At 64.4% G+C, this 7742-nt stretch carries 6 protein-coding genes and 4 pseudogenes; 2 read left to right on the top strand and 8 right to left on the bottom strand.

Annotated features, from left to right (window positions below; genetic code table 11):
• Nucleotides 1–186: pseudogene (locus tag AC1DWT_RS48195) on the bottom strand (hypothetical protein); the annotation flags it as partial.
• A gap of 61 nt (nt 187–247) precedes the next feature.
• Here AC1DWT_RS48195 and AC1DWT_RS48190 point away from each other — a divergent pair.
• Nucleotides 248–631, top strand: a complete 384-nt coding sequence (locus tag AC1DWT_RS48190; protein ID WP_477925978.1) for a transposase — start codon at nt 248–250, stop codon at nt 629–631.
• Nucleotides 628–1439 (top strand): annotated as a pseudogene (locus AC1DWT_RS48185) (ATP-binding protein). The gene AC1DWT_RS48190 and the pseudogene AC1DWT_RS48185 overlap by 4 nt, the downstream one beginning before the upstream one ends.
• A 152-nt stretch (nt 1440–1591) precedes the next feature.
• Here the strand turns inward: AC1DWT_RS48185 and AC1DWT_RS48180 are convergent.
• From AC1DWT_RS48180 to AC1DWT_RS48150, 7 genes and pseudogenes are all read right to left on the bottom strand, one after another.
• Nucleotides 1592–2410 carry an enoyl-CoA hydratase/isomerase family protein gene (locus AC1DWT_RS48180; protein WP_250775312.1) on the bottom strand — a complete coding sequence of 273 codons (819 nt, stop codon included), beginning with the start codon at nt 2408–2410 and terminating at the stop codon, nt 1592–1594.
• A gap of 85 nt (nt 2411–2495) precedes the next feature.
• Complete coding sequence (locus tag AC1DWT_RS48175; protein ID WP_477925977.1) at nt 2496–3209, bottom strand: enoyl-CoA hydratase/isomerase family protein; 714 nt, start codon at nt 3207–3209, stop codon at nt 2496–2498.
• Nucleotides 3210–3443: 234 nt separating this feature from the next.
• Nucleotides 3444–3713: pseudogene (locus AC1DWT_RS48170) on the bottom strand (acyl-CoA dehydrogenase family protein); the annotation flags it as partial.
• Between the two features lie 990 nt (nt 3714–4703).
• On the bottom strand, nt 4704–5477 hold the full coding sequence (locus AC1DWT_RS48165; RefSeq protein ID WP_477925976.1) for an SDR family oxidoreductase: 774 nt from the start codon (nt 5475–5477) through the stop codon (nt 4704–4706).
• A 108-nt stretch (nt 5478–5585) separates the two neighbouring features.
• On the bottom strand, nt 5586–6026 hold the full coding sequence (locus AC1DWT_RS48160) for a tautomerase family protein (protein ID WP_477925975.1): 441 nt from the start codon (nt 6024–6026) through the stop codon (nt 5586–5588).
• Nucleotides 6027–6173: 147 nt separating this feature from the next.
• Complete coding sequence (locus AC1DWT_RS48155; RefSeq protein WP_477925974.1) at nt 6174–7073, bottom strand: alpha/beta hydrolase; 900 nt, start codon at nt 7071–7073, stop codon at nt 6174–6176.
• Between the two features lie 427 nt (nt 7074–7500).
• Nucleotides 7501–7742: pseudogene (locus AC1DWT_RS48150) on the bottom strand (MBL fold metallo-hydrolase); the annotation flags it as partial.

The raw sequence follows: 7742 nt of genomic DNA, 5'->3' as shown, positions 1-7742 counted from the left end.
GGCCCGTAGCGGCGGACCAGCCCGAGCAGCCGGTAGACCGCCCGCATCGACGATCCAGGGCAACGGATCGTCGAGCAGCCTTTCGGCGTAGATCCCGACGGCGCGGCCCCGGAGGATCTGCCCACCGAGAAGGTCGGATATGCGATGCGGGACCTGGACCGGCTGATCGGCACCTGCGCCGGGCACGGCCGCGCCGTCGGGATCTACGCCGAAAGGCTGCTCGACGATCCGTTGCCCTGGATCGTCGATGCGGGCGGTCTACCGGCTGCTCGGGCTGGTCCGCCGCTACGGGCCCGGCCCGGTCGAAGCGGCGTGCAGCACGGCGCTGGATCTGGATGTGGTGTCGGTGAGCAAGATCGCCTCGATGCTCGAACGCGCCACCGAGACCACCGCACCGCTGCTGCCGGCCGCCGGGTCGGCGGCACCGTCCCGATTCACCCGCGACCCCGCCGAGTTCGCCACCGACCGGACCACACCTGCCACCACCGGGACCAGCGTCGCCACTACCGGGACCGGTGTTGCCACCGAGCGGACCACCCCTGCCACTGCCGGGACCGATAGTGCCACCGAGAGGACCGGGCATCTGACCGTGATCGTCGGCGGCAACACCGACACGAAGGAGCCACGATGACCACCCCACCCGCCCCCACGGGGCCGGTCGATCCGATCGGCGCCGACCTGATCGCCCTCCTCACAACACTCAAACTCGGCGCCCTCAAGGACACCCTGCCCGAGCGACTCGCCCTGGCCCGCCAGCACCAGCTCAGCCACGTCGCATTCCTGGAGCTGCTGCTCGCCGACGAGGTATCCCGGCGGGAATCACGCTCGGCCACTTTACGGTCGGCGAAGGCCGGTCTGGATCAGTCGATGCGAATCGACACCTGGAACGCCCTCGACGACCTCCGCTACGACCGATCCCTGCTGTCGGATCTGGTGTCGCTGCGGTTCGCCGAGGCCGGCCACTCGGTTCTGGTTCTGGGACCGGTGGGGGTGGGCAAGACGCACCTGGCGACCGCCCTCGGGCACGTCGCGATCCGGCGCCGGATGACGGTGCTCTGCGCCCGCGCCGACAARCTGTTCGCCCGKCTGCGCGCCGCCCGGCTCGACAACTCGGTCGAGGCGGAGATGCGGCGCATCGCCACCGTCGATCTCCTGGTCCTCGACGATTTTGCGCGTCGGCCCTGGACGCCACCGAGACCAACGACTTCTACGAGTTGGTCGTCGAGCGCCACCGCCGCAAGGCGACGATCGTCAGCTCGAACAGGGAGCCCTCCGAGCGGCTGTCGATGACCACCGATGCCCTGCTCGCGCAGTCGGCGATCGACCGGCTCACCTCCGCGGCACACACCCTCGTCATCGAGGGCCCGTCCTACCGGCAACGCACCCGCGCCGGGCGTGGTGCCATTGACAGTTCAGAAGGCGAGGCCGATGCTCGATGACACCTTCGGGTGGTCCCATGCTCGTGGCAACGAGGTCGTCCCATCACCCTGGCAAGCGACACGGTGGTCAGTGCCTCGGTGAGGGTGAAGGTGCGCCGACGTGCGGCGCTGACTCTCGGTAGTCGCGCCGGAAACGGCGGTGGTCGGTTCGCTCATAACTGCCAGGTCCCTTCGAATGTGGGTTCGGTCTTGTCGAGAAACGCCCGCGATGCCATGGGCTCGTCGGTCGCGAAGTTGATCAGCTGGGCACGGGACTCACCTTCCAGGGCCTCACGGAATGTCGAGCTGCTCGCTTGGTTGATCATCACCTTGGACTGTGCAAGCGCGATGGGAGGACCGCTGGCCAGCCGAGTAGTCAGGTCCAGGACGAAGTGGTCGAGTTCGTCCGGTGCCTTCACCCAGGTCGCGATTCCGATCCGCAGTGCCTCGTCGGCATCGATGATTTCGCCGAAGAAGGCCATTCGCTTCGCCTGCTGGAGCCCTACGACGCGAGGCAGGAGCCACGAGCCGCCGAAATCGACGGACATTCCGCGTCTGGGGAAGATCTCGGAGAAGCGTGCCGTGGTGGAGGCGACAACGAGGTCGCATCCGAGCGCGAGATTGCAACCGGCTCCTACCGCGACGCCTTCGACTCTGGCCACGGTCGGTTGCGGCAGGTGATGCAACTCCTCGGCGATGTCACCCATCCAGCGCATCCGGTTCAGAGGGTGTCGCGGCTCCTTCTCGCCTGCAAGGTCGGCGCCGGAGCAGAAGTCTCCTCCTGCCCCCGTCAGCACGACCACACGAATGGTCTCGTCGGCTCCTGCAATTCGTATCTCGTCTCGAAGTCGAGTGAAAGCGGCCTCGTCGAGTGCATTCTTGCGATGGGGCCGGTTGATCGTCAGTGTGAGTATCGCGCCGCTTCGCGTGACGATCACGGAGTTCGTTGCGGATGCCCGCGAATCAGCGGCGCTGTCTCGTGTGGAACTCATCGGCTTGCGCTCCTTGTTCTCCGGGATCAATGGTGGTTGCTCACCGCCCCACGGCTGCGAAACACCTTGTTCGCGGCCGACGCGATCAGCGACCGACATACCGCGGCTCGCGCTTCTCGAGGAATGAGCGGACACCTTCACGGTGATCTTCGGTGGTGAACGACGACGTCTGTGTGGCGGTCACCCAGCGTCCGAATTCATTCCAGTCAGGATCCAGTGCGAGTCGAAGGCCGCGCTTGGTCGCAGTGACCGCCAACGGCGGGTTCGCCGCGATCTTCTCCGCCAGCTCGAGTGCGACCGGCATCACCTGCTCGTCGTCGATGACTCGGCTGACAAGTCCGATCTGCCGGGCCCTCTCCGCGTCGATCATCTCGCCAGTGAAACGCAACTCTGCTGCCAGCTCGCGCCCGACGGTCTGCGCGAGGCGGCCGAGCCCCGCTACGTCACTGCACAACCCCCGTTTGACGAACAGCTCGCCGAAACGCGCACTCCGTGCCGCGATGCGGATGTCGGCCAGCAGCGCAAGCTCCATCCCCCATCCCACGGCGGTGCCATTCACAGCCGCGATGACCGGAATATCTGTGGCCAACAGGGCCCCCGCGGCCGGAGTGATTTCTTCGTCAAACACCGGACCTGCGCCACCGCCCACCGCTCGGACATCGTCGCCCGAGCAAAAGGATCGTCCGGCACCGGTGATGACCAATACGCGAGCCGTCGCGTTGTGCACGAGTTCGGTCAGCTCGGCGTAGGTCTCGAGCCGTAACGCGTTGTGCACCTCGGGCCGCATCAGCGTGATCACCCCGACGTGGCCTACTTCTTGGTAGGAGATATCTTGCATTTCGCCGTACAACCTTCCCGGCCGAATATCCAGACAGTCTGTTGAGAGCAACCGCCGGAGTCGACCAAACCGCTATGTCAGTGAGCCGTGAAATGGTCGCAGGCTGCCTGCGCGGCCTGGTCGAAGATCACGCCCATATAGGGATCGAAGTGCCCACCGTCGGGACATAACAGTCGATGAAGCCTCGACTGGGCCTCATCGTGCTGCGCGTTCTGCTGCCCGGCGGCGGAGCTCGTTTCTCGCCAGAGCGTTCTTGTGCACCTCGTCCGGCCCGTCGGCGAAGCGAAGAGTGCGGATCCCGGCATACATGTTCGCGAGGGGGAAGTCCTGTGACAGGCCTGCTGCGCCGTGAACTTGAATCGCCTTGTCGAGGATCCACTGCACCGTTGTCGGTGTTGCGATCTTGATCGCCTGAACCTCGCTGTGCGCGCCCTTGTTTCCGACTACGTCCATCAGCCATCCGCTTGTGTACCGACCTGAGGCCCAAGTCCAAGCCTGGGCAGCCGAACAACAGCGAGAACACAAGAAGCCCGAGCCGGATCCCACACCTGATCCTGAAAACCATATGCCACAAGAACTCCCGTCACCGCGGCGAAGGTCACCCGCACCTTCCGTCGCTTGGAAGCCGACCCAGCCACGCTCGCCGACACCCTCGTCGACTACCTCGATGCCGACGGATTGCGAACACTGATCCAGGCACTCACCGATCGACGCTGATTCGGGGATACGTCTTGGCTGTCCACCACGGTGACAGCCCAATGCCGATGCTTGTTGGGAAGCGTTAGGCCGTCCGCGCAAATGTGCGGACGACCTAACGCTTGCGACGACGACGACGACGTCCGTACGTTTCGTCGACTATGCCTGCGTCTACCCATTTCTAGGACGAGCAGTAGCTGACGGTCGCGGACATCCGCTTCGTCCGCTGTTACCGAGGCCGGTCCAGGAGGCGAAAGGGGCTGAGCGCCGTTCTGCGGTCACCTGGGTTCGTTTTGGCCAAGGCCATACCGGAAACCTCCAGATGGCACGGCAACCCGGCGATCGATCACCATCAGTGGCCCGGCGGCAGGCTATCCGTATGCTGCGACACGACCACCGTTCGCCGTGCGCAGGGGCTGGTAGACCGATTCCACCACCACCCAACATTGCCGGGCAGAGCAGGGAATTCAACGCCACGACATGTCGAAGTTCAAGGAGTTCATCGAAGGGGGTGAGGATGATCTCGCGCCGGGCCGCGCGGGGCCCGGCGCGAGGAGGTGGGCGTCCTCGGTCCACGCGCGACGGGTGACGGCCCTCGGCCGAAGGGGTCAGCGGTCGAGGGTCTCGCCGCCTGCGGACTGCCGTCGAGCCGCGGTTCCCGGGGAACGGTTTCCCGGGCAGTCCGCTGTATTTCGCCGGGCATTGAATTATGGTGACCTCACGTTGGACTCCCGTGACACAACCCATCCTATGAACTTTTCAGAACAATTGGCTCGTGAAACCGCCGTCGACGGTCAAGGCACTCCCGGTGATCATCGAAGCTTGGTCCGAAGTGAGGAAAAGAGCCGCATCTGCGATATTCTCTGGGGATATCAACCGCCCCTGCCTCTGGTCGATTACCTGAGCGAAACCGCCAGGGGCGAGGCCCATGGTGGACTCCCAAACTGGGACTTCAGAGTCAATGAGCGGAGTATCAACGTAGCCGGGCACCAGGGCGTTGACTCGGACGTTCTGTGCTCTGAGTTCACCTGCAGCTGTTGCGGTGAGGTTACGAACTGCAGCTTTCGACGCCCCGTAAGCCGCCGCGAGAGGTGTGCCCCCGGTCCCCGAAATGGACGAGAGGGTGAGGATCGATCCACCACCGGAATTCGCGATAGCCGCCGCGCTGTGCTTGATGGTCAGGAAGACACCGTCAAGGTTCACTGACATGGTGGATCGCCAAACATCGAGCGGCGTCTCCGCGATCGGATGCGATGCGCTGATTATCCCAGCGTTGGCGACCACGTGATGCAAAGCCCCATGCTCTTCGACAGTCCGTTCTATCAGCGCAGAAACGTCCTGCTCGCGGGTCACATCAGCCGGGATTGCGCTCGCGCCGGGGATGCGGGAAACAACTGCCTCGGCGGCTCCGCGGTGGCGATCGGAGACGACAACCCGAGCGCCTTCCTTCGCGAACCGGGCGGCGATCACAGCGCCGATTCCGCCGCCCGATCCAGTGACGATCACGACCTTACCTTCGAGTGATGCAGGCATGGCCACCTTCCTTTCCATTAGACGATGTACTGAGCCAGTTCGAGTTCCGCGGGATGAGAGGACCGACAAGGGCCGGGGCACAGCGCCGCCGTACCCCGGGATCCTCAGTCACGAGGCAGCGACGTCGTACGGAATGGGTCGGTTCTCCTTGGCCCAGAGCTTCTCCATGTCCGACTCCGGCGGCGGCGGCACGAGACCCTGCGTGCGCCAGAGGTCCATGGGGGTCTCGTCGATGTGGATCTCCCAGTCGAAGCCGCGCTCCTTGATGAAGGGCGCGAGCTTCTCCTCGGCCACTGTCATCATCAGTGCGCGAACCTCTGCGGTCTCCATCTGCCGGGCGATGTGATCGAGTCGGATCCGGACGAAGTTGTTGTTCGCCTTTCCCCCGACATACATCGTCTCCTTCGGCATGTCCTTGAACAGGACGACCACGTAGAACCGGGGTAGGTTGACGTAGTCCACGTAGATCGACGTGATCGCCTCGGACAGCTGCTCCTTGTCCTCGGGGGTGAAGGCGTTCTCGGGGGTGAAGATCTCCCAGTACGGCATGGCGGTTCCTCCTCATTGGATTGGTGCGGCGGGACTTGTGCCGCGATAGCGATTGCTTCTGTCGCGCGGTCCGAATGGGCTCATCAAACTGAGGTCTGATGTTGCCCGCACGAAGGTTCTCGATGGACCCGTAGTCGCGGACGGGTCCTACGCCAGGGCGCGCACAAAGTGCTCGCACGCAGCCTGAGACGACGCTTCGAACGCGGCACCGGTATACACGTCGAAGTGGCCACAAGGCAGCACGAGCAACTGCTTGGGCTGCAGGGCCCGTTCGTAGGCCTCGAAGGCGAGTTCTGCGTACGCACTGATGTCTTGGTCGGCCACGATCATCAGTAGTGGGGTCGGTGAGATCCGGTGGATTCCATCGCCGGGCTCGAACTCGACGATCCGCTCGAGCGAACCGAGGGTCACCTCGTTGCGCCAGGACGGAGCCCTGTCCTGCGCGGTTTTGGTGAAGAACTCCCAGGATTCGACGCTGGACATCAGCGCGGGAGCCAGCGGATCGGCGTCCACGGCCGGCATGAGCGTGGGCTCCCCGCCGTCGTAGAGGCTGCGTCGTTCGCCGTCCAACTGGGCGCGCACCGTTGGCAGGAAGTCGGGACGAACGAGCCGCGTCATCTGACCGGACCCACTGATGAACGGGACCTGAGCGACAACGGCTCGCACCCGACGATCGACCGCGGCCACACTCAGCACGAGGCCGCCGCCATGGCTGGATCCCCAGATGCCGACACGGCCGGGGTCGACGTCCTCGCGGCCAGTCGCATACGTGATGGCGTGACGAAGGTCGCGGGCCTGGGTGATCGAATCGATGTGCTGACGCGGAACGCCGTCGCTCGCGCCGAAGTTTCGGTGGTCGTACACCAGAACGTTCAGTCCCGCTTGGGAAAAGGACTCGGCGTAGTCGTCGAGATACATTTCCTTGACGGCGGACAGTCCATGGACCATCACCACCAGTGGGCCCTTGGAATCGGCCCCTTCTGCGGGATAGAACCATCCGCGCAAAGTGACATTGTCCGCTGAGAATTCAATATCCTCACGTGGCATGAGCGATCCTTCCGAAATTTGTACGCTTGTTGAAGACGGTAGTGACGTGGAACACACCATTGAAGGGATGCTTGCGCCCACTCCGAGGACACGTCCGCCACGTTCGGTTTGCCGTTACCCCGGCCGCGAAATCCATCGATATCCGTTTCGGGACTGGGCCGGCCGTCGAGACGCACCCGGTTCGGCCCGCCTGTTTCACGGCGCGACGTACGACTCGACCGTGGTGCCGTTGCGCGGTGAGCGAGCCGCACAATGTCTCGCGGCCACCACGCGGTATCGAGTGGCGGTGCCCAGCCGAGCGCCTAGAACTGCACCCATCGCCGCGATGGGCCGGGGCAGGAGGGTCCCGCGCCGAGGCTCGAGGCTCGCTGTTCTGCGAGTCCCGAGCTGCGGCGTCGTTCGCTGGCGTGGGGTCCAGCCTGGGAAGTTACGGCCGGATTTCCGCCGCGGTCGAACCTGCGTCTCGAAGCTGGATCGCGTTCATGGCCGAGAACTGCAAGGTCCAGAGGTTTCCATGCCCCGGGTACTTCGCCGACATGATGCGGACCAGGTCCTCCGCATCGCTTGCAACCTCGTAGGCAGCCGCGAAGTCCTGGATGTAGGAACGTGTTTCGGCGATCATGGGATCGACGGCGTGGTCGTCGCCGTCGGGCCTGCGGTGGCCGGCGT

Source organism: Rhodococcus sp. P4_B6, from assembly GCF_056402215.1.
Note: the sequence above shows the minus strand (reverse complement) of the source record. Positions and strands in the feature narration are given on the sequence as shown.

Bases quoted from the DNA above. Each gene is read 5' to 3' on its own strand.
- AC1DWT_RS48180 (WP_250775312.1), bottom strand. From the start codon at position 2,410: ATGAGTTCCACACGAGACAGCGCCGCTGATTCGCGGGCATCCGCAACG.
- AC1DWT_RS48190 (WP_477925978.1), top strand. From the start codon at position 248: ATGCGGGCGGTCTACCGGCTGCTCGGGCTGGTCCGCCGCTACGGGCCC.
- AC1DWT_RS48155 (WP_477925974.1), bottom strand. From the start codon at position 7,073: ATGCCACGTGAGGATATTGAATTCTCAGCGGACAATGTCACTTTGCGC.
- AC1DWT_RS48160 (WP_477925975.1), bottom strand. From the start codon at position 6,026: ATGCCGTACTGGGAGATCTTCACCCCCGAGAACGCCTTCACCCCCGAG.
- AC1DWT_RS48165 (WP_477925976.1), bottom strand. From the start codon at position 5,477: ATGCCTGCATCACTCGAAGGTAAGGTCGTGATCGTCACTGGATCGGGC.